The sequence below is a fragment of the Actinomycetospora rhizophila genome, from assembly GCF_042657905.1.
GTDB classification, from domain to species: domain Bacteria; phylum Actinomycetota; class Actinomycetes; order Mycobacteriales; family Pseudonocardiaceae; genus Actinomycetospora; species Actinomycetospora rhizophila.
On the sequence record NZ_JBHSKG010000002.1, the window covers coordinates 690,526 to 714,275 of the forward strand.

At 74.6% G+C, this 23,750-nt stretch carries 29 protein-coding genes; 16 read left to right on the plus strand and 13 right to left on the minus strand.

Annotated elements, in window-relative coordinates; all coding sequences use genetic code 11:
* Positions 1-108: 108 nt before the first annotated feature.
* The 11 genes from ACFPK1_RS07165 to ACFPK1_RS07215 all read left to right on the plus strand — a co-directional run bounded on the left by ACFPK1_RS07165 (position 109) and on the right by ACFPK1_RS07215 (position 9,995).
* A complete protein-coding gene (locus ACFPK1_RS07165; RefSeq protein WP_378020203.1) occupies positions 109-615 on the plus strand; it encodes a hypothetical protein in 507 nt (168 codons plus the stop codon).
* Position 616: 1 nt separating this feature from the next.
* Positions 617-1,228, plus strand: coding sequence for a hypothetical protein (locus tag ACFPK1_RS07170; RefSeq protein ID WP_378020204.1), 612 nt, complete (start codon positions 617-619; stop codon positions 1,226-1,228).
* A gap of 204 nt (positions 1,229-1,432) precedes the next feature.
* Entirely contained in the window at positions 1,433-1,750 is a 318-nt protein-coding gene (locus tag ACFPK1_RS07175) for a hypothetical protein (RefSeq protein WP_378020205.1), read from the plus strand.
* 495 nt (positions 1,751-2,245) lie between these two features.
* On the plus strand, positions 2,246-2,569 hold the full coding sequence (locus tag ACFPK1_RS07180; protein ID WP_378020206.1) for a hypothetical protein: 324 nt from the start codon (positions 2,246-2,248) through the stop codon (positions 2,567-2,569).
* A gap of 91 nt (positions 2,570-2,660) precedes the next feature.
* Positions 2,661-3,839: a PucR family transcriptional regulator gene (locus tag ACFPK1_RS07185; RefSeq protein ID WP_378020207.1), complete on the plus strand. Its 1,179-nt coding sequence runs from the start codon at positions 2,661-2,663 to the stop codon at positions 3,837-3,839.
* A gap of 59 nt (positions 3,840-3,898) precedes the next feature.
* Positions 3,899-5,074 (plus strand): cytochrome P450, encoded by a 1,176-nt coding sequence (locus ACFPK1_RS07190; RefSeq protein WP_378020208.1) that lies wholly within the window; start codon positions 3,899-3,901, stop codon positions 5,072-5,074.
* Between the two features lie 98 nt (positions 5,075-5,172).
* Positions 5,173-5,967 (plus strand): IclR family transcriptional regulator, encoded by a 795-nt coding sequence (locus ACFPK1_RS07195; protein ID WP_378020209.1) that lies wholly within the window; start codon positions 5,173-5,175, stop codon positions 5,965-5,967.
* A gap of 14 nt (positions 5,968-5,981) precedes the next feature.
* Entirely contained in the window at positions 5,982-7,295 is a 1,314-nt protein-coding gene (locus ACFPK1_RS07200) for an MFS transporter (RefSeq protein ID WP_378020210.1), read from the plus strand.
* Between the two features lie 51 nt (positions 7,296-7,346).
* Positions 7,347-8,033, plus strand: coding sequence for a GntR family transcriptional regulator (locus ACFPK1_RS07205; protein ID WP_378020211.1), 687 nt, complete (start codon positions 7,347-7,349; stop codon positions 8,031-8,033).
* A gap of 16 nt (positions 8,034-8,049) precedes the next feature.
* A complete protein-coding gene (locus tag ACFPK1_RS07210; protein ID WP_378020212.1) occupies positions 8,050-9,186 on the plus strand; it encodes an acyl-CoA dehydrogenase family protein in 1,137 nt (378 codons plus the stop codon).
* Positions 9,183-9,995: an oxygenase MpaB family protein gene (locus ACFPK1_RS07215; RefSeq protein ID WP_378020213.1), complete on the plus strand. Its 813-nt coding sequence runs from the start codon at positions 9,183-9,185 to the stop codon at positions 9,993-9,995. Before ACFPK1_RS07210 ends, ACFPK1_RS07215 begins: the two co-directional genes overlap by 4 nt.
* Here ACFPK1_RS07215 and ACFPK1_RS07220 read toward each other — a convergent pair whose 3' ends face one another.
* The 3 genes from ACFPK1_RS07220 to ACFPK1_RS07230 all read right to left on the minus strand — a co-directional run bounded on the left by ACFPK1_RS07220 (position 9,996) and on the right by ACFPK1_RS07230 (position 13,196).
* Positions 9,996-11,675, minus strand: a complete 1,680-nt coding sequence (locus ACFPK1_RS07220) for a class I adenylate-forming enzyme family protein (protein ID WP_378020214.1) — start codon at positions 11,673-11,675, stop codon at positions 9,996-9,998.
* Positions 11,672-12,718 (minus strand): LLM class flavin-dependent oxidoreductase, encoded by a 1,047-nt coding sequence (locus tag ACFPK1_RS07225; RefSeq protein ID WP_378020215.1) that lies wholly within the window; start codon positions 12,716-12,718, stop codon positions 11,672-11,674. Before ACFPK1_RS07225 ends, ACFPK1_RS07220 begins: the two co-directional genes overlap by 4 nt.
* 67 nt (positions 12,719-12,785) lie before the next feature.
* On the minus strand, positions 12,786-13,196 hold the full coding sequence (locus ACFPK1_RS07230) for a GlcG/HbpS family heme-binding protein (protein WP_378020216.1): 411 nt from the start codon (positions 13,194-13,196) through the stop codon (positions 12,786-12,788).
* Between the two features lie 187 nt (positions 13,197-13,383).
* Here ACFPK1_RS07230 and ACFPK1_RS07235 point away from each other — a divergent pair, with 187 nt between their 5' ends.
* Complete coding sequence (locus ACFPK1_RS07235) at positions 13,384-13,992, plus strand: sulfite oxidase-like oxidoreductase (RefSeq protein WP_378020283.1); 609 nt, start codon at positions 13,384-13,386, stop codon at positions 13,990-13,992.
* Positions 13,967-14,719: an FAD-binding oxidoreductase gene (locus tag ACFPK1_RS07240; protein ID WP_378020217.1), complete on the plus strand. Its 753-nt coding sequence runs from the start codon at positions 13,967-13,969 to the stop codon at positions 14,717-14,719. The genes ACFPK1_RS07235 and ACFPK1_RS07240 overlap by 26 nt, the downstream gene beginning before the upstream one ends.
* A gap of 6 nt (positions 14,720-14,725) precedes the next feature.
* On the opposite strand, the gene ACFPK1_RS07245 is transcribed toward ACFPK1_RS07240, so the two are convergent.
* The 4 genes from ACFPK1_RS07245 to ACFPK1_RS07260 all read right to left on the minus strand — a co-directional run bounded on the left by ACFPK1_RS07245 (position 14,726) and on the right by ACFPK1_RS07260 (position 17,367).
* On the minus strand, positions 14,726-15,073 hold the full coding sequence (locus ACFPK1_RS07245; protein ID WP_378020218.1) for a UBP-type zinc finger domain-containing protein: 348 nt from the start codon (positions 15,071-15,073) through the stop codon (positions 14,726-14,728).
* Entirely contained in the window at positions 15,070-15,417 is a 348-nt protein-coding gene (locus ACFPK1_RS07250) for a GNAT family N-acetyltransferase (RefSeq protein ID WP_378020219.1), read from the minus strand. Before ACFPK1_RS07250 ends, ACFPK1_RS07245 begins: the two co-directional genes overlap by 4 nt.
* 87 nt (positions 15,418-15,504) lie before the next feature.
* Positions 15,505-16,809 (minus strand): hemolysin family protein, encoded by a 1,305-nt coding sequence (locus ACFPK1_RS07255; RefSeq protein WP_378020220.1) that lies wholly within the window; start codon positions 16,807-16,809, stop codon positions 15,505-15,507.
* A 36-nt stretch (positions 16,810-16,845) separates the two neighbouring features.
* Positions 16,846-17,367, minus strand: a complete 522-nt coding sequence (locus tag ACFPK1_RS07260; protein WP_378020221.1) for a TIGR03086 family metal-binding protein — start codon at positions 17,365-17,367, stop codon at positions 16,846-16,848.
* Between the two features lie 73 nt (positions 17,368-17,440).
* Between ACFPK1_RS07260 and ACFPK1_RS07265 the strand changes: the two genes are divergently transcribed.
* A complete protein-coding gene (locus ACFPK1_RS07265) occupies positions 17,441-18,289 on the plus strand; it encodes a sterol desaturase family protein (protein ID WP_378020222.1) in 849 nt (282 codons plus the stop codon).
* A 1-nt stretch (position 18,290) separates the two neighbouring features.
* On the opposite strand, the gene ACFPK1_RS07270 is transcribed toward ACFPK1_RS07265, so the two are convergent.
* The gene (locus tag ACFPK1_RS07270; protein WP_378020223.1) at positions 18,291-18,449 is read right to left on the minus strand and encodes a hypothetical protein; all 159 of its coding nucleotides are present in this window, start codon (positions 18,447-18,449) and stop codon (positions 18,291-18,293) included.
* A gap of 77 nt (positions 18,450-18,526) precedes the next feature.
* On the opposite strand from ACFPK1_RS07270, the gene ACFPK1_RS07275 reads away from it, so the two are divergent.
* Together ACFPK1_RS07275 and ACFPK1_RS07280 are read left to right on the plus strand one after the other, a co-directional pair.
* Entirely contained in the window at positions 18,527-19,006 is a 480-nt protein-coding gene (locus ACFPK1_RS07275) for a CGNR zinc finger domain-containing protein (protein ID WP_378020224.1), read from the plus strand.
* A 73-nt stretch (positions 19,007-19,079) separates the two neighbouring features.
* Positions 19,080-19,277 (plus strand): Lsr2 family DNA-binding protein, encoded by a 198-nt coding sequence (locus ACFPK1_RS07280; protein WP_378020225.1) that lies wholly within the window; start codon positions 19,080-19,082, stop codon positions 19,275-19,277.
* 1 nt (position 19,278) lies between these two features.
* Here the strand turns inward: ACFPK1_RS07280 and ACFPK1_RS07285 are convergent, their stop codons facing one another.
* The 5 genes from ACFPK1_RS07285 to ACFPK1_RS07305 are packed head-to-tail and all read right to left on the minus strand — an operon-like array spanning position 19,279 to position 23,702.
* Positions 19,279-19,830, minus strand: a complete 552-nt coding sequence (locus tag ACFPK1_RS07285; protein ID WP_378020226.1) for a VOC family protein — start codon at positions 19,828-19,830, stop codon at positions 19,279-19,281.
* Positions 19,827-20,837 (minus strand): LLM class flavin-dependent oxidoreductase, encoded by a 1,011-nt coding sequence (locus tag ACFPK1_RS07290; protein WP_378020227.1) that lies wholly within the window; start codon positions 20,835-20,837, stop codon positions 19,827-19,829. The genes ACFPK1_RS07285 and ACFPK1_RS07290 overlap by 4 nt, the downstream gene beginning before the upstream one ends.
* On the minus strand, positions 20,834-21,205 hold the full coding sequence (locus ACFPK1_RS07295; RefSeq protein ID WP_378020228.1) for a nuclear transport factor 2 family protein: 372 nt from the start codon (positions 21,203-21,205) through the stop codon (positions 20,834-20,836). The genes ACFPK1_RS07290 and ACFPK1_RS07295 overlap by 4 nt, the downstream gene beginning before the upstream one ends.
* Complete coding sequence (locus tag ACFPK1_RS07300; protein ID WP_378020229.1) at positions 21,202-22,311, minus strand: LLM class flavin-dependent oxidoreductase; 1,110 nt, start codon at positions 22,309-22,311, stop codon at positions 21,202-21,204. Before ACFPK1_RS07300 ends, ACFPK1_RS07295 begins: the two co-directional genes overlap by 4 nt.
* The gene (locus ACFPK1_RS07305; protein ID WP_378020230.1) at positions 22,311-23,702 is read right to left on the minus strand and encodes a phytoene desaturase family protein; all 1,392 of its coding nucleotides are present in this window, start codon (positions 23,700-23,702) and stop codon (positions 22,311-22,313) included. Before ACFPK1_RS07305 ends, ACFPK1_RS07300 begins: the two co-directional genes overlap by 1 nt.
* Positions 23,703-23,750: the final 48 nt, after the last annotated feature.

Sequence of the window (23,750 nt, forward strand, 5' to 3'; positions counted from 1 at the left end):
GCGGCACCGCCGCACGGGCGAGCACGGGCGACCACGCGGGTGATCAGGCGCGCGGCGGATCGGGTACCACGGCGTCCTGCCGTCCCGAGCCGTACGAGGAGGAGTCCCATGGCCGATCCCAGCGAGTCGAGCAAGGCGACCCGCGCGGGCCAACGCGTCGCCGGCGCCGTGAAGCAGGCGGCCGGCGCGATCACCGACAACCAGGACCTGCGGGCCGAGGGCGAGCTGCAGCAGGAGAAGGCCGACACGGCCAAGGAGGCCAAGCGCGCCGACGAGTTCGCGCAGCAGAAGCGCGAGGAGGCCGAGGCGCGGGCCAAGGAGGAGGAGCTGGCGGTCGAGCGCGAGCGGCTGGCCGCGCAGGACGCGACGGTCGCGCGCGAGGAGCGCGCCGAGCGCGACCGGCAGGCCGACGAGCAGCGGGCCGCGCAGGACACCGCGACCCGCAAGCAGGCGACCGAGCAGGTCGCGCAGGCCCGCGAGCAGGAGCTGCGCCGCGACGAGGCGGACGCCGTGCGCGAGCGCACCGCGGCCGAGGCCCGCGCCCGGGACGAGGAGGTCCGGGCCGAGCAGGCACGCCGCGACGCCCGGGCGATCGAGAACATGGAGGAGAGCTGAGATGGCACCGCTGGCAGGAGTGCCCCGCACGGTCGTGTCGCTGGGGTTCGGGGTGGCCCGGGTCCCGGTCGACCTGCTCGCGCAGGTGACCGGCAACGGCGGCAACCGCGAGTGGGGGCCGACCCTGGCCTTCGACAGCGTCGAGGCGACCGTGCGCGGCCTGCTCGGCTCGGTCCTCGGCGACCCCGAGCTCGCCGCGCAGGGCCACCTGAAGGACGCCCGCGTGGAGCGCCGCGCCGACGCCGCGGAACGGGACAGGGCCGCGGACGCCCGGCGCGAGGTGGCCGACGACCGGCTGCAGCAGCGCCGCGAGCGCGACCAGCAGCAGCGCGAGCAGGTCCGCGAGCAGACCGCCGAGCAGAAGGAGCGCCTCGAGCAGGAGCGCCGGCAGCGCGAGCAGCAGGCCCAGGAGCGCGAGCAGCAGCGCAAGGAGCAGGCCGCGCGCGACGAGGCGAAGGCCCACGAGCGCATCGACCAGGACGCCCAGGAGGCGCGCCGCACGCGCGTGCAGGAGGAGTCCGAGGCCGTCGTCGCCGAGCGCGAGGCCGCGGAGAAGAAGGCCGAGGCCCTCGAACTGGCCGAGGCGACGGACGAGGCGCGCAAGCGGCGCTGAGGTGCGGTTACTGGCTGGTATCTCTCGCTCGGCGAGCGATACCAGCCAGTAATGCGTGACGGGGCGGGCTCGTGGAGGCCGGGGCCGGCACTCGTGGTGATCAGGAGCACGTCCTCCCCCGGGGTCGCGCCGGCGAGGTGGAGGACGCGCTCCTGATCTCCGGCGCCGGCTCGTGGGCCCGCGCCGGCCGGGGTAACCGCGCCCATGGCCGACCGCGAGGCGCTCCTGGCCCGGTACCGCGAGCTCGTCGACCGCGAGCTGCCCGCGGCGGCGGCCCGCGACCGGTGGGTGATCCGCAACGACCACTGCTTCGGTCGCGTGCTGCTCGACGACGCGGTGGGCGCGTGCTGGTACGACGTGCTCGACCGCCGGGCGGGCGCCGCGTACCGGCAGCTCGACGACGACCGCCTCGCCCACGCCGTCGTGCAGGGGGAGCGGATGCTGGCCGAGGGCGACCCGCTGGTCCGCGCGCTGGACGCATGCTCGCTCTCCTGGCGGGGGAAGTCCCCCAAGCGCTCGTAACGCAGTCGCTCGCCGGGCGATGAACGGAGCGACAGGTCCGTCCGGACCTCATCGCACGTCCGTTCGGGGGACTTCGTGCCGCAACACTTGCCTGCTCCTGCCCGTCCGTCGCGTTCGGCCGCCCGGCTCGGGATGCGGACACCGCCGGCCTCGCCGGGGCCCGCTCCCACCGTGGGCGGCGGCCGGCACGCCCGCCGCCACACTTCGTGGGCCCTCGACGCACCCACGGACGTCCTCGCGGTCGTCGCGTCGACGCCTCCCGGCCGCCACGCCCTCCCGGACGCGCCGGTCGACGCTCCGGCGCCGGAGGCGTCCGCCGGAAAGGATCGCGAGACCCGGTGGGGGCTCGCCGGCGCGCTCGCGATGGTGGCGCTGTGCACAGCAGTCGGCGGGGCGCCGGATCCTTCGTCCTCGCCCTCGTCCTCCTCGTCGTCTCACGTGCCGGTCGCCGGCGAGCGACTGGGCACCTCGGCCCTCGGGTGCGAGGTGACGGCCATGGAGTCCGGGGGCGAGATCACCTTCACCGACCCTGTGTGCACCCGGACCGCGATCGTCGACATCGCCTGCGGTCTGGATGTGTCGGCGGTCGAACCGGTGGAGCAGTACTACGACCGAGGCAACGTGTTCCTGTGGGCGGACAGCGCGGGCTCGATGGCGCAGTTCACGACGACGGTCTCGCGCGCCGGGTCGACCACGCACATGACCTGTCAGAGCGGCGGCGTCGTCCAGGAACTGACCTTCACCGGCGACGAGTGGGAGCAGTTCAACGGGGTGGGGACGTTGTCGGGCGCCATGCGGATGAAGCTGACCTCGGCCTGAGAGCACGGCGCCCGGGACCGGCGGTCAGGGCGAGGCGGCGAGCACGAAGTGTGACGTGGACCCACCGCGCCGCGCACGGCATGCTCTGTCGATGGTGGCGCCCGCCGGGACGGCCCGGGACTCGCTGACGGCGCTGTGCCGGGCGCTGCTCGAGGAGGTCGACGACCTCGCCGACCGCCTCACCGCCCGCATCCTGGAGCGCGAGGACGTGTACGGCGTGCTCGGCGTCCCGGTGCACGACGACCTGCGCTCGACGTGCCGGGCGAGCCTGGAACGCCTGCTCACCCAGCTCGCCGGTGACCTCCCGCCCGACGTCGACGCGGGCGCCCTCACCGTCGACGCCGGCCGGCGCCGCGCGCGCCAGGGCGTGCCGCTCGAGGTGGTGCTGCGCGCCTACCGCCAGTGCGGGCGGCTGGTGTGGGAGCGGATGCGGGCGGTGTCGCGCGAGCGGTTCGGCGGCGAGCACGACGGCGCGCTGCTCGTCGTCGCCGACGACGTGTGGCGGATCCTCGACGCGAGCTCCGACCGCCTCGTCGACGCCTACCGCCGCGAGGAGACCCGGCTGCGCGGTGTGGAGATCGGCCGGCGCTGGGCGGTGCTCGAGGGACTGCTCGCCGGGCGGGGTCACGAGCCCGCGGCCGCGCTCGACGCCGCCCGCCTGCTCGACGTGGACCCCGACTCCCCGGTCGTCGTGGTCGTCGCGCCCGCGGGTGAGGACGACCCGCTGCCGGACACCGAGGCGCTCGCCGGCGCGTTCTGGCACGTCCGGTCGGGGGAGATCGTGGGTGTCGCGGTCGGCGCGCAGAGCGCGGGCGAGGTCGTCGCCGTGCTGGCGCCGCACGCCGCCGGGCCGGTGGGCGTGTCCCCGCCCGTGCCCGGCCTCGGCCAGCTCGACGTCGCCTACCGCTGGGCGCGCCTGGCCGCCCGGACGCTGCCGGCGGGCGCCGGGGCCGTCGCCGACCTGGACGACCGGCTCCCCGAGGCCCTGCTCGCCGAGGCCGCCGACCTCGTGCCCCGCCTGCGCCGGGCCGCCCTCGGCGATCTGCTCGACCTGCCCGCCGCCGAGCGCGGGACGCTGCTCGCCACCCTGCGCGCGGTGCTCGACGCCGACGGTTCGCCCTCGCACGCCGCCACCGCGCTGTACTGCCACCGCAACACCGTCATGTACCGGCTCGCGCGCCTCGAGACGCTCACCGGCCGCCGGCTCGCCGACGCCCGGGACCGCCTGCTCCTGGGTCTCGCGCTGGTCGCCGCGGAGGACGACGGGTAGGTCTCCCGGCATCCGGGAGGAGGCTGCCCCCGGCGTCGCGAGAGTGATCCGATGGGCGCGTGGAGCTCGACGTCGACCCCTTCGCCCTCGACGTCCTGGCCGACCCGGTCCCCGCCGACACCGCGATCCGCGAGGCCGCCCGGGTCGTGTGGCTGCCCGCGCACGGGGTGTGGGCCACCGGGCGGCACGCCGAGGTCGGCGCGGTCTTCCGCGACTGGGAGACGTGGTCCTCGGCCGCTGGCACGGGGCTCGCCGACATCCGCCGCGGCGAGGGCTGGCGCCCGCCGAGCGTGCTGCTCGACGCCGACCCGCCCGCGCACACCGCCGCCCGCCGGGTGATGAAGCGGGTGCTCGCGCCGCGGGCGCTCGCCGACCTGGAGGCACGGTTCGCGGCCGTCGCCGCCGAGGTCGTCGAGGACGCGGTGTCGGCCGGGGAGGTCGACGCCGCGTCGGCGCTGGCCGAGCGCTTCCCGATGACCGTCCTGCCCGACGCGGTCGGCATGGCTCCCGAGGGCCGCGAGCACCTCCTGCCCTACGCGGCGCTGAACTTCGAGTCGATGGGTCCCCACAACGTGCTGCGCGCCGAGGCCGAGCGCCGGGCCGGCGGCGCGCGGGAGTACGTCACCTGGCAGGTCCGTCGCGAGGCGCTCACCGACGACGGGATCGGCGCCGCGATCTACGCCTACGCCGAGGCCGGCGACATCGGCGTCGACGACGCCGCCCTGCTCGTGCGCTCGTTCCTGTCGGCCGGGATCGACACGACGATCCTCGCGCTCGGCTCGGTGGTGCACGAGCTCGCGCGCCGTCCCGACCAGTGGGCCGCGCTGCACGCCGACCCGGGCCTCGCGCGGGCCGCGTTCGAGGAGGGCCTGCGCCTGCACACCCCCAGCCCGGTGATCGGGCGGACGGCGACGCGCGAGGTCACCGTCGGCGACGCGACGGTCGGCCCCGACGAGAAGCTGCTGATGATGCTCGGCGCGGCCAACCGCGACCCGCGCCGCTGGGACGCGCCCGACTCCTACGACCTGCACCGGCGCACCGCCGGCCACACCGCGTTCGGCGCCGGCGTGCACAACTGCGTCGGGCAGGTGATCGCGCGCATGGAGGCCGAGGCGCTCCTGGGTGCCCTCGCGCGCCGGGTGGTGCGGCTGGAGCCGATGGGGGAGTCGCGGCCGCGGCTGTCGAACTGGCTGCGCGGCTTCGCCACGGTCCCCGTCCGTCTCGTCGCCGCCTGACGCAACACCCTTCCGGCATCCGGAAACCGCCGTTGGGCACGGCGCGTGACCCGCCGCACACTCTCCCGATCCGTGCCGCCGACGTCATCGGAGGATCCATGACGGTCACGCACGCCGTCGACCGGTCGGAGCGGGTGTCGACGGGACCGGTCGTCGCCCGCGCGCTGCGCCTGCTCGAGGCGTTCTCCGACGACCGCCCGACGCTGACGCTCAGCGAGATCTCCCGGCGCTCGGGGGTGCCGCTGTCCACGGCGCACCGCCTGGTCGCCGAGCTCGAGGCCTGGGGCGCGGTCGAGCGCGACGCGAGCGGCCGCTACCAGGTGGGGCTGCGGCTCTGGGAGGTCGGCGCACTGGCGCCGCGCGGGCCGGGCCTGCGCGAGCGGGCGCTGCCCTACCTCGAGGACCTCTGCGCGGTCACCCGCGAGAACGTCCAGCTCGCGGTCCGCGAGGACGACGAGATCGTCTACGTCGAGCGCCTCGCCGGCACCCGCGCGGTCGGCGTGCTGACCCGCGTCGGCGGCCGGTGGGCGATGACGGCGACCGGGGTCGGGCTGGTGCTCCTCGCGCACGCCCCGGCCGACGTCGTCGAACGCGTCCTCGAGGGGCCCTTCACCCGCCACACGCCCTACACGCTGACCGACCCCGTGCGGATCCGCGAGATGCTCGCCGCGATCCGCACCCGCGGCTACGCCGTCAGCGAGCGCCAGATCACCGACGACGCCACGTCGGTCGCCGCACCGATCCGCGACGCCGCGGGCGAGGTGGTCGCGGCGCTGTCCGTCGTCGCCCACCACGGCAACCCGCCCGTCTCCGTGCTCGCCCCGCTGGTGCGCACGAGCGCCGCCGGCGTCTCGCACGCCCTGGCCGCCGGCCGCCGGCGCCGCACCCACTGACCCGGAGGTCCGCCATGGCCGAAGAGGCCCCCGCCCGCTCCGGCCGCGAGGTCCGCAAGGTCGCCCTCGCGAGCCTCGTGGGCACGTCGATCGAGTGGTACGACTTCTACATCTACGGCCTCGCCGCCGTGACGGTGTTCGCGCCGCAGTTCTTCCCGCAGGTCTCGTCGCTGACCGGCACGCTCGCCGCGTTCGCGACGTTCGCGGTCGGGTTCATCGCCCGACCCATCGGCGGGGTCGTGTTCGGGCACCTCGGCGACCGCATCGGGCGCAAGGCCACGCTGGTCACGACGCTGGTGACGATGGGTGTCGCCACCACGCTCATCGGCCTGCTCCCGACCTACGCCGCGGTCGGCGCGCTCGCCCCGATCCTGCTGGTCGTGCTGCGCCTCGTGCAGGGGTTCGCGGTCGGCGGCGAGTGGGGCGGGGCGGTGCTGATCTCCGTGGAGCACGCGCCGGAGTCGAAGCGCGCCTTCTACGGCAGCTTCCCGCAGCTCGGGGTGCCGATCGGGCTCATCGCGTCGAACGCGATCTTCCTCGTGCTCGCGGCCTCGATGTCCGCCGAGGCGTTCGCGACGTGGGGCTGGCGCATCCCGTTCCTGCTCAGCGCGTTCCTCGTGATCGTCGGGCTGTGGGTGCGGCTGCGCATCGAGGAGAGCTCGGAATTCGTCGCCGTGCGCCGCGCCGGGTCGATGGCGCTGCCGCTGGCCTCGGTGCTGCGCCACCACTTCCCCCAGGTGCTGTGCGGCATCGCGATGTTCACCGGCATCACGGGCATCGGCTACATGGCCGCGACCTACACCATCCAGTACGGCACGAACGCCCTCGACCTGCCGCGCGCGCCGCTGATCGCGATCGTGCTCGTGGTCGCGGTCCTCGAGGTGCCGCTGATCCTGTGGGTCTCCGCCGGCGCGGACCGGTGGGGCCTGTCGCGCACGATCCTCGCCGGCAGCCTCGCCACCGCCGTCGTGGCCGCCGTGTTCCTGCCGCTGCTCGCGACCGGGTCGCTGCTGCTCATCGCGGTCGCCGTCGCCGCGGCGCGCTGGGCGTCGGCGCCGATGTGGGGACCGTCCGCCGCGCTCGCCGCCGAGTGCTACCCGACCGAGGTGCGCTACAGCGGCGCGTCGGTGGGCTACCAGCTCGGCTCGATCGTCGGCGGCGCGCTGGCCCCGATCTTCACGACGCTGCTGCTCGCCTCGCCGCTCGGGATGCCGGGCGCGGCGGCCTACCTCGTCCTGATCACCCTGATCTCGGGCCTCGGCGCGCTCGCCGCCGACCGTCTCGTCCGCCGCGCCGGGACGCGCCAACCGGCGCGGGCACCCGCCTGACCCCGAGCTCGACCCTGGTCGCGCCAAATCCCATAGGATATGGTCCGCTGGGTGAGCGGGTCCGACACGGCGCTGCTCGGCGACGCTCCGGCGCTGCCCGAGCAGGTGGCGCTGCAGCTGCGCGAGCGCATCCTGTCCGGCGTCCTGCGCCCGGGCACGTTCCTGCGCCCCGACCGTCTCGCCGTCGAGCTCGGGGTCAGCCCCACCCCCGTCCGCGAGGCGCTGCAGGCCCTGCGCGCCGACGACATGGTGCGCGCGCTGCCCCGCCGCGGCTTCGTCGTCGCCCCGCTCGAGCGCGGCGACGTCGCCGACCTGTTCGCCGTCCAGGCCCGGATGACGGGCGAGCTCGCGGCCCGGGCGGCGGCGTCGCTGGACGCCGCCGGGCTCGCCACGCTGCGCGAGAAGGCCGCCCAGGTCGACGCGCTGATCGCCGACGGCGCGCCCGGCGACCTCGCCGAGGCCGAGCGCCGCTTCCACGCGACGCTCAACCGCGCCGCCGGCGCCCGCAAGCTGGCCTGGCTGGTGGGGCGGGCCGCCCACTACCTGCCGCCGCGCTTCTACACCGACCGCGAGGCGTGGCGCACCGCCACCGTCGCGGCCCACCGCACGCTGCTCGACGCGCTCGCGTCGGGCGACGCCGACACCGCCCGGGCGGCGATGGAGGGGCACGTCCTCGACGGACGCGACCTGCTCGTCGCCCACCTCGAGGCCGTCGGCTTCTGGGACGACGACCGCTGAGCAGGAGGAGCCGACGATGCCCGTCACCCTGACCGAGGAGCAGCAGGACCTCGCGAACGCCATCGGCGAGTTCGGCCGCCGCGAGGTGCCCGACAAGGCGCGCCGCGACGAGCTGACCGCCGAGGGCCCGCACTCGATGGAGATCTACCGCAAGATGGCCGACCAGGGCTGGCTCGGCATCGCGCTGCCCGAGGCGTACGGCGGCTCCGGCGGGTCGATGACCGACCTGCTCGTCTTCCTCGAGGAGACCTCGTACCACCAGATCCCGATCGGCGGCTTCGGCACGACGATCATCACCGCGGCCGCGATCGAGCGGAACGGCAGCGAGGAGCAGAAGCAGGAGCTGCTCGGCGGCGTCGTGAACGGGGAGCTGCTGGCGATCTCGATGTCCGAGCCGGGCGCCGGGTCCGACGTCGGCGGCCTGACCTGCAAGGCCGAGAAGACCGAGAACGGCTGGGTGGTCAACGGCCAGAAGACGTGGTGCTCCAACGCCCACATCTCGAAGACGATCCTGCTCGTCGCGCGCACCTCCACCGAGGGCGGCAAGCACGAGGGCCTGACGATGTTCGTGGTGCCCACCGACGCCCCGGGCCTGGAGATCCACGGCATCGAGACGATGGGCGGCAAGGAGGTCAACGACCTCTACTTCACCGACTGCCACCTGCCCGCCGACGCCGTCGTGGGTGCCGAGGGCCAGGGCTGGCGCCAGCTCATGGCCGGGCTGAACCTCGAGCGCATGATTCTCGCCGGGCTGATGCTCGGGCTCGCGCGCCGCGCGTTCGACGACACCGTCGCCTACGTCAAGGAGCGCCACCAGTTCGGCCGGCCGGTCGGCAGCTTCCAGGCCATGCGCCACCGGATCGCCGACAACGCCACCGACCTCGCGGCCACCAAGCTGCTCGTGCACGACACCGCGCGCACCATCGACGCCAACCCGGGTGCGCTCTTCCCGCGCGAGGCCTCGATGGCGAAGCTCAAGGCCACCGAGATCGCCAAGCACCTCTCGCTCGAGGGCATGCAGATGCTGGGCGGCTACGGCTACGCCACCGAGTACGGCATGGAGCGCCTGCTGCGCCAGAGCGTGGTGTCCACCGTCTACGGCGGGACCAGCGAGATCCAGCGCGACATCATCGGCAAGTCGTACGGCCTGTGAGCGCGCCGCGGTCGGCCCGGGACCTCGTGCTCGGGCCGGTCGTGCTCTCGGCGACCGCGAACGTGATCATGGAGCTCTCGTGGCCCGGCGTCGGGCACGGGGTCGCCGAGAGCCGGGTCGACTCCGGCAACGTCATGCTCCACCCGCTGCACCGCTTCCGGACGACCACCGCCTACCTCGCCGTCGCCCTGCTCGGCACCGACGCCGAGCGCGCGGACTACCGGCGGGCCGTCGGCCGCTCGCACGCCCGCGTCCACGCGACCGCGGACAGCCCGGTCGACTACGACGCGTTCGACCCGGAGCTGCAGCGCTGGGTCGCGATGTGCCTCTACCGTGCGTTCGAGGACACCTGGGGCCTGCTCGCCGGCGAGCCCGGGATGCGGCTGCCGGACGCGGTGTACCGGGACTGCGCGCCGCTGGGCACGACGCTGCAGATGCGCCCCGAGCAGTGGCCCGCCGACCGGGCGGCGTTCGACGACGCCTGGGACGACGGGCTCGCGCACGTGCGGATCGACGGCGCCGTCGGCGCGTACTTCCACCGGCTGCTGCGCGGCGACTTCCTGCCCGGGCCGGTCCGCCGCGCGACGGAGGGCTCGCGCACGTTCCTCACCACCGGCTACCTGCACGAACCGTTCCGCTCGCTGCTGGGCCTCGAGTGGTCGGCGAGCGACCAACAGCGGTTCGTGGCGTGGATGCGTCGCCTCGGGACGGTCGTGCACCGGCTGCCCGCACCGGTGCGCCGGGCGCCGTACAGCACCGCGCTCGCCGACCTGCACGTGCGCCGCACCCTGGGGCTGGCGCTCGTGTGATCAGCCGGCCAGCTCGCGCCGCAGGCTGTCCTTGAGGATCTTGCCGGTGGCGGTGCGGGGGAGCGGCGTGTCCCGCCAGATCATCGTGCCCGGCACGGCGAACCCGGGCAGCGTCGCGCCCAGGGCGGCCTGCAGCGCCGCGGTGTCGGGGGCGGCGCCCGGCGCGGCCACGAGCACCGCGGCCACGTCCTCCCCGAGCCGCGGGTGGGGCATCCCGACCACCGCGGCCTCGAGGACGCCGGGCTGCGCGAGCAGCGCCGCCTCGACCTCCCCGCAGTAGACGTTCTCGCCGCCGCGCACGACGACGTCCTTGGCGCGGTCGACCACGTGGACCCACCCGTCGCGGCGCAGCCCCAGGTCGCCGCTGCGCAGCCACCCGTCGTGCAGCACCGCCGCGGTGGCCTCGGGCGCCCGCCAGTAGCCGCGCATGATCTGCGGGCCCCGGAAGCACAGCTCGCCGACCTCGCCCTCGGGCACCTCGGCGCCCGTCGCGGGGTCGACGATCCGCAGCTCGGTGCCCGGGACCGGCCGGCCCACGCTGTCGGGGTGCGCGGCGTAGTCGGCGCCGGTGTTGGCGCACACCGCGGACGTCGTCTCGGTCGCGCCGTACCCGTTGGCCGCCGACGCGCGCCCCGCGAGCTCCGCGGCCACCCGCCGCACCAGCGACGGCGGGACGGGCGCGCCGCCCATCGCGATCCGGGTGAGCGAGGCGGTCTTGCGGGGGTGGTCGACGGCCAGCTCGACGACGTCGCGCAGCACGGCCGGGACGCCCGAGGCGTTCGTGAGCTGCTCGGTCGCGATGAGGCGCAGCGCCTGGTCGGGGTCCCAGTGGTGCATCAGCGCGAGCGTGGCACCGGACAGCGCGGCGCCGTAGAGCCCGTTGAGCCCCGCGATGTGGAACAGGGGGTAGGCCAGCAGCGTGCCGGGCCGGGCGGGGGCCGCCGCCGGCTCGCCCCGGCGCGCGGCGGCGAGCTGGTTCGCCCGCCCCAGGCACGCGACGTTGAGCGCGTTGGCCACGTGGTTGCGGTGGCTGGCGACGACACCCTTGGGCGCCCCGGTGGTGCCGGAGGTGTAGATGATCGTGGCCGTGTCGTCGGGGGTCACGGTCACGTCGGGGAACGGCGCGTCCGACGGCTGCACCACGTCGTCCCACGCGACGACACCGGCCGGTCCCTCGCCCCGCACCCGCACGATCGGCGGGAGGCCCCGGTGGCCGTCGAGCGCGGCGACCCGCTCCGGGTCGGCGATCACCACCCGCGCGCCGGCGTGCGCGATCGCGCCCGCGAGCTGATCGCCGGTCCACCACGCGTTGAGCGGCACGACGACGAGACCCGACACCATCGCCGCCCAGAACGCCACGGTCCACTCGGGGACGTTGCGCATGGCGACGGCGACCCGGTCGCCGGGGCGCAGGCCCTGGTCGGCCAGCCACGCCGCGAGACCGGCGACGAGGCGGCGGTGCCCGCCGTAGGTGCACCGCTCGTGGCCGTAGACCGTGGCCACCCGGTCGTCCGGGGCGGGGGACGTCGCGTACAGCTCCCGCAGCGTGTGCGGCGCCCGCGCGTGGACGCGCATCGCGACGCCGTCGACGGTCACGGGGACCATCGCGAACTCCCCGCCCGGCGCGGTCAGCTCCGCGAGCAGCGGGCCGAGGCCCACCTCGTCGGCGTGGCCAGTCACGCCCCCGGCTTCCAGCCCAGCGCCGGCCCCAGCTTCGTCGCCATGTCGGTGAGGATCTGCACGTAGTCCTCGTGCTCGAAGGTGAACGGCAGCGCGAACACGACCTCGCGCACCTCGCGGAACGCCGCGTCGGCGTAGAGCTTCTCGGCGACCTCCTCGGCGGTGCCCAGCACGTCGGGCGCGGCGAGCAGCCCCGGCCCGGGCGGGCCCATGGGCGCGGCCGTCCGCGGCGTGCGCTTCTCGACGTAGGCCTCGTACTTGGCGCGCTGCTCGGGGGTGGCCGAGTCGGTGGGGATGACGACGAGCCCCTGCGAGACGCGCGCGGCGTCCCCGTCGGGGTGGTGCGCCTTGAAGAGGGCGATCTGGCGCTGCTGGATGGCGGCGAAGTCCCACCGTCCGTCGGTCTCGAGGTCGCTCTGCTCCGGCTTGATGATGTTGCTCGTCAGCAGGTTGAGCCCCTGCTCGGCGGCCCACCGCGTCGAGCGCCCGCTGCCCGCGCCGTACCAGATGCGGTCGCCCAGCCCGGGGGAGTGCGGCTCGACCCGGGCCGAGAACTCCTCGAAGCCCGCGGTGCCCGAGAAGGTGCTGACCGCCTCGCCGCGGATCATGCGCAACAGCCGGGCGACCCGCTCGTAGGTCAGGTCCTCGGTGTCGGCGGTGTCGGGGTACAGGGCGCCCTTGACGTCGTCCCAGTGGATGGGCGGGCCGACGCTGAAGCCGGGCTCGAGCCGGCCGCCGGAGAGGATGTCGACGGTGGCGAGGTCCTCGGCCATGCGCAGCGGGTTCTCCCAGCCCAGCGGCGTCACCGCGGTGCCCATCGCGATCGTCGACGTCCGCTGCGACGCCGCCGCCATGATCGCGATCGGCGAGGAGATGCCGGTCTGGAAGTGCCGGTGGCGCAGGTAGGCGCTGTCGAAGCCGAGCTGCTCGCCCAGCTCGATGACCTCGAGCGTGCTCTCCATGCCGGGACCCGGGTCGTCGCCGTCGAAGAGTCCGAGCGTCAGGAATCCCAGCTTCTCGAGCGGGACGTCGGGAGTGGGCACGGCGGGTCCTCCTGGCGGTCGGCCGGTCTGGTCGTCGCAACGGCCGCCCGGCGCGCGGTGTTCCCCGTCAGAGCGCCGCGGCCGCCGCGGCCGCCACGGCCTGGTCCTGCTCGCCGGTGCCGCCGCTGACCCCGACGGCCCCGACCACGGCGTCGCCGGACATCAGCGGCACGCCCCCCGCGAAGATCATGACGCGGCCGTGGTTGGAGTCCTGGATGCCGTAGAACTGCCCGCCGGGCTGGGCGTTCTCCCCGAGGCCCTGGGTGGAGACGTCGAACGCCCGCGCGCTGAACGCCTTGTTGATCGCGACGTCGACGCTGCCGATCCACGCGCCGTCCTGGCGGATGTGCGCGACGAGGTTGCCGCCCGCGTCGACGACGGCGATGTTCATCGGCTGGCCCTGGTCGGCCGCCTCCTGCTCGCCGGCGGCGATCACGCGGCGGGCGTCGTCCAGGGTCACGGTCTCGATCGAGCGCATGGCGGGCTCCTCGCGGCAGGGCCCTCCATCGTGGTCGTGGCGGTCCACGTGCGTCCAGCACGGGTGCCTTCCCCCGCCCGAGGTCGCCCGTGTCACGAGCGCGCTGCGCCGTTCGCGGGAATCGCCGGGCGGTCGGGCTGGCTAAGGTCACCGAGGGCGCAGGGCCCGGACGCGGGACGGAGTGATCATCGTGGCGACCACGCGGGGGTTCCTCGGGCGGCGGCGGGAGCGCGACCCGCGCCTGCCACCGGGGCAGTACGACGTCGGGGCCGGGTGGCCGGTGCTCACCGCCGAGGCGACGCCGCGCGTCGACGCCGACCGGTGGAGCGTCACCGTCGACGGCCTGGTGGACACCCCGACGACGTGGACGCTGCGCGAGCTGCGCCTGCTGCCCCCGTCGGTCTACGCCGGCGACATCCACTGCGTGACGACGTGGTCGAAGCTCGACACGAACTTCACCGGCATCTCGCTCGACACCCTGTTCGACGCGGTCGGCGTGCAGCCCGGGGCGAAGTTCATCGTCGAGACGTCGACCACCGGCTACACCACCAACCTCCCGATCGACGACGTCCGCGGCGGCAAGGCGTGGCTGGTGTGGGAGCACGAGGGCAAGCCCCTGACGCGCGACCACGGCGGGCCGGTGCGGATGCTCGTGCCGCACCTGTACTTCTGGAAGTCCGCGAAGTGGATCGAGCGGATCACGCTGCTCGACCACGACGAGCCCGGCTTCTGGGAGGTGAACGGCTATCACGAGCGAGGCGACCCCTGGCGTGAGCAGCGCTTCGACGGGGACTGACGGTCGCTACGCCGTCCCCGACGACCGCGCGGGCGGGCCGAACGACCGCCGGGCGGCGGCGGAGTGGCGCGACGCGCGGGTCGTCGAGGTGGCGCACCCGTCGACCGACGCCGTGGTGCTGCGCCTCGCCGTGCCCGAGCGCGTGCAGCACCACCCCGGGCAGCACTACGTGGTGCGCCTGCGCGCGCCGGACGGCTACACCGCCCAGCGGTCGTACTCGGTGGCCTCGGCGCCGGCCGACGACCTCGTCGAGCTGTTCGTCGAGCGCATCTCCGACGGCGAGGTGTCGGGCTACCTCGCCGACGTCGTCGAGCCCGGCGACGAGCTCGAGGTCCGCGGGCCGATCGGGCGCTGGTTCGTGTGGAACGGGCGCGCCCCGGCCGTCGCGATCGGCGGCGGCAGCGGCGTCGCCCCGCTGGTCGGGATGCTGCGTCACGCGACCGACCTGGGCCACCCGGAGCGCCTGCGGCTGGCGGTGAGCGCGACGACGCGCGACCGCCTGCCCTACGCCGACGAGCTCGAGGCCGCCGGCGCCCGGATCGCGCTGACCCGCGCGCCGGGCGGGAGCCGTCTCGACATGGCCGCGATCGCCGCGCTCGTCGACCCCGACGTGACCGTCTTCCTCTGCGGCTCGGCGCGCTTCACCGGCGCCATGGAGACGCTGCTCGTCGACGCCGGCCAGCCCGCCGGGACGATCCGCGTGGAGCGGTTCGGCCCGACGGGCTAGTCCCGCTCAGTGCAGCCGGCGCTGCCAGTCCTTCGGGACGCGGCCGGCCGGTCCCGGCACGGTCTGGTCCTCGGGGTGGTTCTGGGCGCCGGCGAGGACGGGCCCGTGCCCGACCGACCCGTCGCGGTCGTCGAAGAACCAGTCCTCGCCCGGCTCGAAGCTGGTGAGGATCGGGTGGCCCTGCTCGCGCGCGTGGCGCGTCGCGTGCTGGCTCGGCGACGAGTCGCAGCAGCCGATGTGGCCGCAGGCCGCGCACCGGCGCAGGTGGAACCACCAGCCGCCGGCCTGGTCGCACTCGAGGCAGCCGGTGCCCGAGGGCTCGGCGTGCGGGTCGATCTCCTGGGTGTTCGTCACTGGTCCTCTCCCGCCATCTGGGGCTCCGGAAGGCCGAGCTTCTGGCGATCGTGCGCCGGGACGTCGGCGAGGTACTCGGGGTGCAGGCCGACCCACCGCTGCGCGTACTCGCAGAGCGGCACGAGGGGGATCTCCTCGGCCCGCGCGGCCTCGAACACCGCGCGCACCAGCCGCCCGCCGAGACCCCGTCCGCCGTACGCCGGGTCGACCTCGGTGTGGAGCAGCACGAGCGCGGCCGGTGCCGCGCGGCGCCGGTAGTCGACGTGGCCCGCCTCCGCGCCGTCGACGGTCAGGACGAAGGCCCCGCGCTCCGGGTCCTCCCGCACCTCACCCGTGTCGTCCATCCGTCTCCTCCCGCGTGCCCGGTCCCCGACCCGCTCCCCATCCTGCTCCTCGGGCGCCACCGGTGCCGGTGAGCCGGCGCACCGGGATCACGGCTCGCCGGACCCGGTCCCCTCCCGCACCAGCGGCGTGATCCGCACGCGGGACACGCGCAGCCCGTCGACGGCGGTGACGACGAAGCGGTGGTCGAGGTCGTCGACGGCGTCGCCGACCTCCGGCGTGCGCCCGAGCAGCTGCAGGACGAAGCCGCCGAGGGTGTCGAAGGAGCCGTCGGGCAGCTCGATGCCCGTCTGCTCGGCGACCTCGCTGCGGTGCAGCAGCCCGTCGACCTCGAAGGCGCCGTCGGACTCCCGCGTGGCGACCGCCTTCGGGTCGTACTCGTCGCGGATCTCGCCGACGATCTCCTCGACGAGGTCCTCGACGGTGACGATGCCGTCGGTGCCGCCGTACTCGTCGATGACCACGGCCAGGTGGCCGCCGCCGCGGCGCAGCAGCGACAGGGTGTCGAGCACGGGCTTGCTGCCGGGCAGCACAGTGATCGGGCGGACCACGTCGCGCAGCGGGGGCGAGGTGCCCTCCGCGGTGACGTGCGCCGTGAGGATGTCGCGGACGTGGACGAAGCCCAGGACGTCGTCGACCGACTCCCCGATCACGGGGTAGCGCGAGTGCGGGCGGTCGGAGATCTGCGCGACGGCCTCGGCGGCCGTGAGGTCGGCGTCGAGGAAGTCGACCTCGGTGCGCGGCACCATGACCTCGCTGATCACCCGGTCGGTCGCCGCGAAGGCGTCGGTGAGCAGGCGGCGCTCGTCGTCGGTGAGCGTGCTGGTGGTGCGCACCATGTCGCGCAGCTCGTCCTCGCTGACCTCGTCCTCGGTGTGCCGGGGGTCGACGCCCAGCAGGCGCACGACGGCGTTCGTCGAGACCGAGAGCAGCCAGATCAGCGGGCGGGTCAGCGAGGCGAGGCGGTCGAGCACCGGCGCGGTCGTCAGCGCCACGCCCTCCGGGTTCTGCAGGGCCAGCCGCTTGGGCACGAGCTCGCCCGCGACCAGCGACAGGTAGGACACGAGCGCGGTGACCAGCACGAGGGCGAGCGTCGCGGCGAGCGCCACCGGCAGGCCGATCCCGGTCAGTCCCGGCTCGAGGCGCCCGGCGAGCGTCGCGCCGCCGTAGCTCGAGGCGAAGAAGCCGGTGAAGGTCACGCCGATCTGCACCGCGGACAGGAAGCGGTTGGAGTCACCGCGCAGGTGCGCGACCGCGCGGCCCCGCTTCCCCCGCTCGGCGAGGGCCGAGACCTGCCCGGAGCGCAGCGAGACCAGCGCGATCTCGGCGGCGGCGAAGAAGCCGCCGATCAGCACGAAGACCAGCACCAGCCCGAGCTCGAGCACGACGTCCACGCCGACGATCCTGACAGTCCGGAGGTATCGGCGTGATCAGGGTGTACGGCCCGTGCCCCCGACGAGGCGGTCCCACAGCGGGGCGTCGGGCGCCACGGCGACCGGCGTGCCCCACAGCTCGGGCAGCGGCGCCCGCGGCACGAACACCAGGACGTGGTCGAGCGCCACGCGCAGGAGGTCGTCGGGCAGGGCGGGCAGCGGGCGCCCGAGGGCGCGCGCGAGGTCCCAGGTGTGCACGAGGAGCTCGGTGAGCCCGATGCGGCCCCAGGTCGCGCGGGGGAGCTCGGGCCCGGGTGCGCCGGCCGTGCCCGTCCACGCCGCGGGGTCGCGCCAGGCCACCGCCATCTCGTCGAGGGCGTCGGGGAGCGGCCGGTGCCGCCCGTCGCCCTCGGTGCCGCGCGCGAGGGCGGTGAAGCCGGTGGCGACGACGTCGAGGTGGTCGAGCAGGTCGGCCACCGACCAGCCCGTGCACGGGGTGGGACGGGCCCGCCGGTCGTCGTCGAGGTCGGTGACCAGCGCCCCCAGGGCGAGGGCGGCGGGCGTCAGATCGGGCGTCATGACGGTGTGACGCCGCGCGGCGCCCCGAGTCATCGGTCTTGCCCCGCGACCCGCCGACGATCACCGTGGCGCGATGCTGGCGGAGACCCTGCGGGACCCCGTGGTCGTGGCGGCGCCGTCTTCGTCGTCTTCATCGTGCTCGAGGGCCGTGTCGTTCCACGTCTTCTCCGACAACGACCTGCGCGGCTACGAGCGCCGCGACGCCGCGACGAGCATCACGATGGGCCTCGGCTCGCTGGTCTTCACCGCGATCGCGCGCGGGCTCGCGCTGATCGGCTACGCGGCGCTCTACGAGGTCACCCCGCTGCGCCTCGACCCGGCGCACTGGACGACGTGGGTCGGCGTCCTGCTCGCCGTCGACCTGCTCTGGTACGCCTATCACCGCAGCTCGCACCGCATCCGCCTGCTGTGGGCCGCGCACCAGGCGCACCACAACAGCACCTACTTCAACTACTCCACCGCCGTGCGCCAGAAGTGGAACCCGTGGTTCGAGGTGCTGTTCTGGACGCCGCTGCCGCTGCTCGGCGTGCCGCCCTGGATGATCTTCACGGCGTTCTCGGTGAACCTCGTCTACCAGTTCCTGGTGCACACCGAGCGGGTCGGGCGGCTGCCGCGGCCGATCGAGTTCGTGTTCAACACGCCCTCGCACCACCGCGTGCACCACGCCAGCGACCTCGAGTACCTCGACAGGAACTACGGCGGCATCCTCATCGTCTGGGACCGGTTGTTCGGGACGTTCGCCGAGGAGGCGCACCGCCCGACCTACGGCCTGACCCACCCCGTGGGCACGCGCTCGATCCTCGGGCTGCAGTACCGCGAGTTCGGGGCGATCGCGCGCGACGTGCGCACGGCCCGGGGGTGGCGCGAGCGCGTCGGGTACGTGCTGCGTCCGCCGGGGTGGCGGCCGCCCGCGGGCGTCTGAATCAGGCCGCGCGCCCGAGCGGGCGGCACGTCGCGACGGGCGCGGCGAGGACCTCGGCGCCCTGCAGCGTGCGCCACCGCCCGCACCGGCAGCGCTGGTAGCGCACGAGCCCCTCGGCGCTGCGGTGGGTGGACACGGTCGACCACTGGTGTTCTCTCATGCGCTCCACCGTGGTGTCATGGTCTTGTGCACCTCAACCCTTACGGGCGTGACGCGGTCCTCCTCGCCACGGACCTCGTGAACCGCCCGCCGGCGACCGCTGCGGAGCTCGAGGAGCGGTGCCGCGAGGCCGGGCTGGTGGTCGAGCGCCCCGCCGTCGACGCTGATCTGACGGCCGTCCGGGCGTATCTCGAGCGCTGGACGGCGGTCGTCGACACCACCGAGCCCCCGGCGCGGGCGGCCCTGGTGAACGTCCTGCTGGCGACCTCCAGCGCGCACCCGCGTCTCACCGACCACGCCGGCACGGGGTGGCACATCCATTACCGCGACGACGACATGACGCTGGCCGGGCTCCTGCGCTCGCTCGTCAGCGTCGGCACCGCGCTGCACCTCACCGCCCGCGGGATGCACCGGCTCGCCCGCTGCGCCACCGACGGCTGCGACCAGGTGTTCGCCGACGTCTCGCGCACGGGCCGGCAGCGCTACTGCACGCCCGCCTGCGCCAACCGGGACGCGGTGCGGCGGCACCGCGCGAGCGCGGCGAGGACGGGGGCGTAACGTGGGTCACAGCGGTCCGGCGACCGCCGGGACGCGACGCAACGGTGACAGCGACGTCATCGGAGGTATTCGCATGACCGACGCCAAGCGCGAACCCACCGCCCCCCGCGAGCGGCACGACGCCGACGAGCCCGTCCGCCAGGGCAACGTCCACGGTCTCGTCGAGGCCGCCCGGATGTGGGCGCGTCAGAAGGGCATGGCCGTGCCGGCCAACGGCCCGCTGCCCCACGAGATCATGGCGCAGTACAAGCGGCAGCAGACCTGGGAGTAGCTCACCCCTCGCGCAGGACGGCCCGCTCGTCCTCGGTGAACACGACCCGGCCGGCGACCACGTCGTCGAGCGTGATCCCCGAGGCGGCGGGCTCGTCCCAGCGCGTCGTGGTGTCCGCCAGCTGCAGCAGGGTGCCGAACGCCGAGCGCGGGCGGACGAACGCCTCGCGCCAGTGCCTGCTGGTCAGGTCGACGTCGACGACCTCGTAGTCGAGGCCGGTGAGGCGCGCGACCGCCACCTCGACGTCCTCGACGAGCAGGGTCAGGTGGTGCACGCCCTCGCCGCGGCGCTCCAGGAACCGCGCGACCGGGGCGTCGTCGCGCAGCGGGGAGATCAGCTCGATCTTCATCCCGCCCGGGAGGACGAACTGGGCGACGCGGATGCCCTGGTGGTCGTTGTCGCCGCCGAAGAGGAACCGCCCGCCCAGCGCGCCGGAGAACAGCGCGGCGGCGGCGCCGACGTCGCGGACGGCCACGGCGACGTGGTCGAGGCGCAGGACGCCGGCGTCGGACGGGATGTCCGTCGGGATCGGGGAGGTGACGCCCTCGGTCACGCGTGCTCCTTCGTGCCGGCGGCCATCCGCTCGATCGTCGCAGCCGGTCCCTCGGGGTCGCCGGGCACCGCGCCCGGGGTCAGCGCGATGGGCAGGTCGACGCCCGCGGCGCGCATCGCCGCGACCCGGCGGGCCACGTCGTCGCCGGACCCCAGCGCGCACATCGCCGCGACGGCGTCGTCGTCGACGAGGTGCAGCGCGGCCTTCCGGTCGCCGCCGGCCCACGCGTCCGCGGCCTCGTCGAGCCCGGCGAAGCTGGCCCGGAACGACGGCCGGTGCGTCGGCACCATCGCGTACTGCAGCACGAAGCGGCGCAGGCGCTCCCGGGCCTCGTCGACGCGGTCGCCGGCGTAGGCCCAGAAGGACGCGGCGATCCCGACCTCGTCCGGGTCGCGACCCGCGGCCCGCGCCCCCTCGCGCACCAGCGCGATCTTCGGTCCGTACTCGTCGGGCGGGGTCCAGGTCAGGAACGCGACGTCGGCGATCGCCCCGGCGAGGCGCAGCATCCGCGGGTTCATCGCGGCGACGAGGATCGGCACGTCGACGGGCGCGAGGCCGGCGCGGAACCCGTGGGACCGGACGTGGGGGCCGTCGAGGTCGGTGCGCTCGCCGCGGAAGACCGTGCGCAGCGCGGCCACGTACTCCTCGAGGCGCGCGCGGGGCGCGTCGAACCCGAGGCCGTGCCACTGCTCGACGATGATCGGGCTCGAGGCGCCGAGCCCGGCCAGCACGCGTCCCGGCGCGAGCGAGGCCAGCGTCGTGAAGCCCATGGCCGTGAGCACCGCGGTGCGCGGGTAGACCCCGACGATCCCGCTGCCCAGCCGGATGCGGCTCGTCGAGGCGGCGATCATGCCGAGCATCGCGAAGACCTCGGGGCCGGCGACCTCGCCGACCAGCACGTCGGTGCACCCGGCGTCCTCGGCGAGCCGCGCGAGGTCGAGGTACTGCCCGGCGGACAGGCCCTCGTCGACGGGCAGGGTGACGCCCAGGCCGCGCAGGACGGTCATCTGGTCATCCGCGCCACGGCGGCCGTGTCGTACCAGGTGGAGAGCTTCTCGATGGTCGTGCCGTCGCCGGAGAGGTCGAAGACGTCGACGGCGTCGAACGTGACGTCCCGGCCGTCCGCCGTCCGGCCCACGAACCGGATCTCGACGGTGACGACGGTGTCCGCCACGACGACCCTCGTGACCTCGTCGTGGTGCACCGGCAGCGCGGCCAGGACCTGCGGGAAGTGGGCGGCGATCTCGTCGCGACCCCGCCGCGTCGGGGCGCCGACCGTGCGCAGCTCCGCGTCGGGGGCGAAGACCTCGCGGATCGCGGCCCAGTCCTCGGCGTTCACCGCCGCGAAGTAGCGCTCGATCGCGGGCGGGGTCATGCGCCGAGTCTCTTGCGCAGCTCCGACATCGCGCCGAACGACCAGCGGGCCAGCGACGGGTCGCCGAACGCGGTGATGTTCCACATGACGAGGTGGCGCAGACCCTTCTCGGCGTACTCCTCGACCTGCTCGGCGACCTCGTCCGGCGTGCCGCAGAACGCGTAGTGGCGCACCACGGCGGGCGGGATCGCGTCGATGATCCGCAGCGACTCGGCGCGGTCGATCGCCGTCGGGATGAAGTCGTGGAACCCGGAGCCGTCGGGGTAGGGCCCCTCGACGCCGAGGTCGCGGAACACCTGGGCGGGCAGCAGCACGCACAGCGCGCGCACGAGCGGGGCCTCGGTGAGCCGCTGCACGGTCTCGGCGTCGGGTCCCATGAGGACGTACCCGAGCATGCCCGGGGTGATGGCGTCGGGGTCGCGCTGCTCGTCCTCGGCGGACCGGTGGATCGTGGCCAGCGCGTCGCCGTACTCCGCCGGGCCGAGCTTGGTGGGCAGCCAGCCGTCGGCCTTGCGCCCGGTGAGGCGCAGCATCCGCGGGCCGTGGGCGGCGGTCCAGATCTCCGGCGGCGCCGCGCCGTAGGGCTGGAGGCCCAGGACCGCCCTGTCGAGGCGGTGGAAGCGGCCCTCGTGGTCGACCGGGCCGTCGGCGGTCATGAGCAGGCGCATCACGTCGATGCCCTCCTCGAGCCGCGCGACGGGCCGGTCGAACGGCATCCCGTAGGGGGTCGCGTTGAGCTGCTCGCCGCTGCCCAGCCCGATGATCGCGCGGCCCTGCGTGACGTGGTCGAGGGTGAGCGCGGTCTGGGCGGCCATCGCGGGGTGGCGGCGGATGAGGTCGGTGACGCAGACGCCCACCCTGATCCGCTCGGTGGCCGCGCCGACGACGCCCATCATCACCGCGGGGTCGAAGTAGACGTGCGGGTTGGGCTGGTGCTCGGCGAGCGGGGTGAGGTCCGGCGTCCACATGGTGTCGGGGTGCCAGCCCATGAGGTGGTCGGGCCACCAGACGGCGTCGAACCCCTCGTCCTCGCTGCGCTTCGCGAACTTCACCGCCGCCTGTGCCGGCGGCATGATCTGGCCGGGCACGCCCAGTTCGATGGGCATCAGTACCGCCACCCGTCACCGAAGGTCGCGAGGCGGCGGCCCAGGTACTCCTCGACGACGGTGAGGGCGGCCCGCGCGGCCCGGTCGGTGCCGACCCCGCGGCTGCGGAACGTCTCGCCGGCGAACCACAGGCCCTCGGGGCGCGGCGGGCGCCAGTGCGGGCGGTAGCGCCCGACCAGCCCGGGCTTCTGGATGACACCGAAGCTGGGCTCGAAGACGAGGTGGCGGCGGCGCCAGACCGTCTTCGCGAACCCCGGCCACATCGTCACGACGTCGGCCTCGAAGCGCTCCATCTCGCGGCGCAGCCAGGCCCGGTCGCGGCCCTTCTCGCCAGGGAACACCCCGCCCATGACGTGCAGCTGGGTGCCCTCGGGCGAGCACGTCGGGTCCATGGCGGTCTGGTTGAACATGAAGCCGCCGAGCTCGGTGTTCGGGGTCCTGAGCCAGGTCGAGAGCTCGCGCGGGTCGTACTGGTGCACGGGCTCCTCGGTCGCCAGATAGAGCCCGAGCCAGGCGATGCGGAACTTGTCCTGGGCGAGGAACTTGATCTGCTCGGCGTACCAGTCGGGCAGGTCGGTCTCGTCGACGACGTTCAGCACGTGCCAGACCGGCAGGGTGCAGATGACGTGGTCGGCCTCGAGGATCTCCTCCTCGAAGAACTCGTTGGGCAGCACGCGGGGCTGCCGGGCGATCGCGACGCCCTTCGTGACGCCGTCCTCGATGACGACGCGCTCGACGGGGGTGGACAGGCGCAGGTCACCGCCGGCGGTGCGGAACGCGTCGGCGAGGTCGGCCCACATGCCGTCCCAGCCCTGCCCGGGCCAGCACGAGTAGGCCGCGGTATTCCGCTCGGTGAAGTGCATCTTGCGGGGGAAGAGGTTGTCGCTGGCGGAGTGGTCCCACCAGTTGTCGGTCATGCACTCGAGGACGGTGATGAACTCGAAGAGGTCGATCACGCCCTGGTCGTCGGTGTACTGGTGCAGCCACTGGCGCAGCGGCTTGTCGTCCCAGCGGTCGAGCTCGTCCCACTCGGTGTCCAGCAGCGCCTTGATGACCTTCTTCAGCTCGCCCTTGCTGCCCGAGTAGCGGTCGCGGATGGAGCCCCAACGGTTCTTCTCGTGGTCCCAGACGGGCATCTCGGCGGAGACCTCGCCGTGGTGCAGCGTCTTGCCGACGTGCTCGAACACCTTGGTCAGCCCGGACCCGGGGTCCTCGACGAGGTGGCCGCCGACGTTGACCGTGAACCCCTCGTCGGGCACGGCCATGCCGCGCCCGCCGAGGTAGGGCGAGCGCTCCAGCAGGCAGACGCTCTTGCCCTCGACGGCGAGCAGCGACGCGGCCGTCAGCCCCGCCGCGCCGGCTCCGATGACCACGACGTCGTACTTCGCCACCCGGGCCTCCCGTCTACCAAACGACCGTTCGACAGCGTGGCAAGTCGT

Excerpts from the sequence above, each read along its gene's own strand:
- ACFPK1_RS07195 (WP_378020209.1), top strand. The coding sequence starts at position 5,173 with ATGACGGTCACGCACGCCGTCGACCGGTCGGAGCGGGTGTCGACGGGA.
- ACFPK1_RS07300 (WP_378020229.1), bottom strand. The coding sequence starts at position 22,311 with ATGCCCATCGAACTGGGCGTGCCCGGCCAGATCATGCCGCCGGCACAG.
- ACFPK1_RS07175 (WP_378020205.1), top strand. The coding sequence starts at position 1,433 with ATGGCCGACCGCGAGGCGCTCCTGGCCCGGTACCGCGAGCTCGTCGAC.
- ACFPK1_RS07290 (WP_378020227.1), bottom strand. The coding sequence starts at position 20,837 with ATGACCGTCCTGCGCGGCCTGGGCGTCACCCTGCCCGTCGACGAGGGC.
- ACFPK1_RS07280 (WP_378020225.1), top strand. The coding sequence starts at position 19,080 with ATGACCGACGCCAAGCGCGAACCCACCGCCCCCCGCGAGCGGCACGAC.
- ACFPK1_RS07165 (WP_378020203.1), top strand. The coding sequence starts at position 109 with ATGGCCGATCCCAGCGAGTCGAGCAAGGCGACCCGCGCGGGCCAACGC.
- ACFPK1_RS07270 (WP_378020223.1), bottom strand. The coding sequence starts at position 18,449 with ATGAGAGAACACCAGTGGTCGACCGTGTCCACCCACCGCAGCGCCGAG.
- ACFPK1_RS07170 (WP_378020204.1), top strand. The coding sequence starts at position 617 with ATGGCACCGCTGGCAGGAGTGCCCCGCACGGTCGTGTCGCTGGGGTTC.
- ACFPK1_RS07200 (WP_378020210.1), top strand. The coding sequence starts at position 5,982 with ATGGCCGAAGAGGCCCCCGCCCGCTCCGGCCGCGAGGTCCGCAAGGTC.
- ACFPK1_RS07185 (WP_378020207.1), top strand. The coding sequence starts at position 2,661 with ATGGTGGCGCCCGCCGGGACGGCCCGGGACTCGCTGACGGCGCTGTGC.
- ACFPK1_RS07180 (WP_378020206.1), top strand. The coding sequence starts at position 2,246 with ATGGAGTCCGGGGGCGAGATCACCTTCACCGACCCTGTGTGCACCCGG.
- ACFPK1_RS07295 (WP_378020228.1), bottom strand. The coding sequence starts at position 21,205 with ATGACCCCGCCCGCGATCGAGCGCTACTTCGCGGCGGTGAACGCCGAG.
- ACFPK1_RS07250 (WP_378020219.1), bottom strand. The coding sequence starts at position 15,417 with ATGGACGACACGGGTGAGGTGCGGGAGGACCCGGAGCGCGGGGCCTTC.
- ACFPK1_RS07230 (WP_378020216.1), bottom strand. The coding sequence starts at position 13,196 with ATGCGCTCGATCGAGACCGTGACCCTGGACGACGCCCGCCGCGTGATC.
- ACFPK1_RS07260 (WP_378020221.1), bottom strand. The coding sequence starts at position 17,367 with ATGACGCCCGATCTGACGCCCGCCGCCCTCGCCCTGGGGGCGCTGGTC.
- ACFPK1_RS07265 (WP_378020222.1), top strand. The coding sequence starts at position 17,441 with ATGCTGGCGGAGACCCTGCGGGACCCCGTGGTCGTGGCGGCGCCGTCT.
- ACFPK1_RS07210 (WP_378020212.1), top strand. The coding sequence starts at position 8,050 with ATGCCCGTCACCCTGACCGAGGAGCAGCAGGACCTCGCGAACGCCATC.